1 protein-coding gene is annotated in these 276 nt (G+C 72.5%); it reads left to right on the top strand.

All coding sequences use genetic code 11. The annotated features are described in order from the left end of the window. Positions 1-276: condensation domain-containing protein (locus L6D77_RS27130; protein ID WP_236170240.1), on the top strand; the 276-nt coding region annotated here is incomplete at both ends.

Below are 276 nucleotides of genomic sequence, written 5' to 3'. Positions count from 1 at the left end.
CCACGCCGTTGCTGCCGATCCAGCAGGCGTTCTTCGCCACGGCGATCCCCGAGCGCCACCACTGGAACCAGTCGGTGCTGCTCAAGCCGGCGGCGGCGCTGCACGCCGGTTACCTGGAGCAGGCGCTTCAGGCGCTGGTGGCGCACCATGACGGCCTGCGCCTGGGCTTTGCCGAAACCGAGGCCGGCTGGCAGGCCAGCTACCGCGCCGTGGGCGAGGTGCAGCCGCTGCTGTGGCAGCGCACGCTGGCCGACGCCGGTGAGCTGCAAGCCGAGG

The organism is Pseudomonas parasichuanensis (assembly GCF_021601385.1).
GTDB lineage: Bacteria > Pseudomonadota > Gammaproteobacteria > Pseudomonadales > Pseudomonadaceae > Aquipseudomonas > Aquipseudomonas parasichuanensis.
The sequence above is the reverse complement of the archived record's forward strand: the minus strand, read 5'-3'. Positions and strand labels throughout refer to the sequence as shown.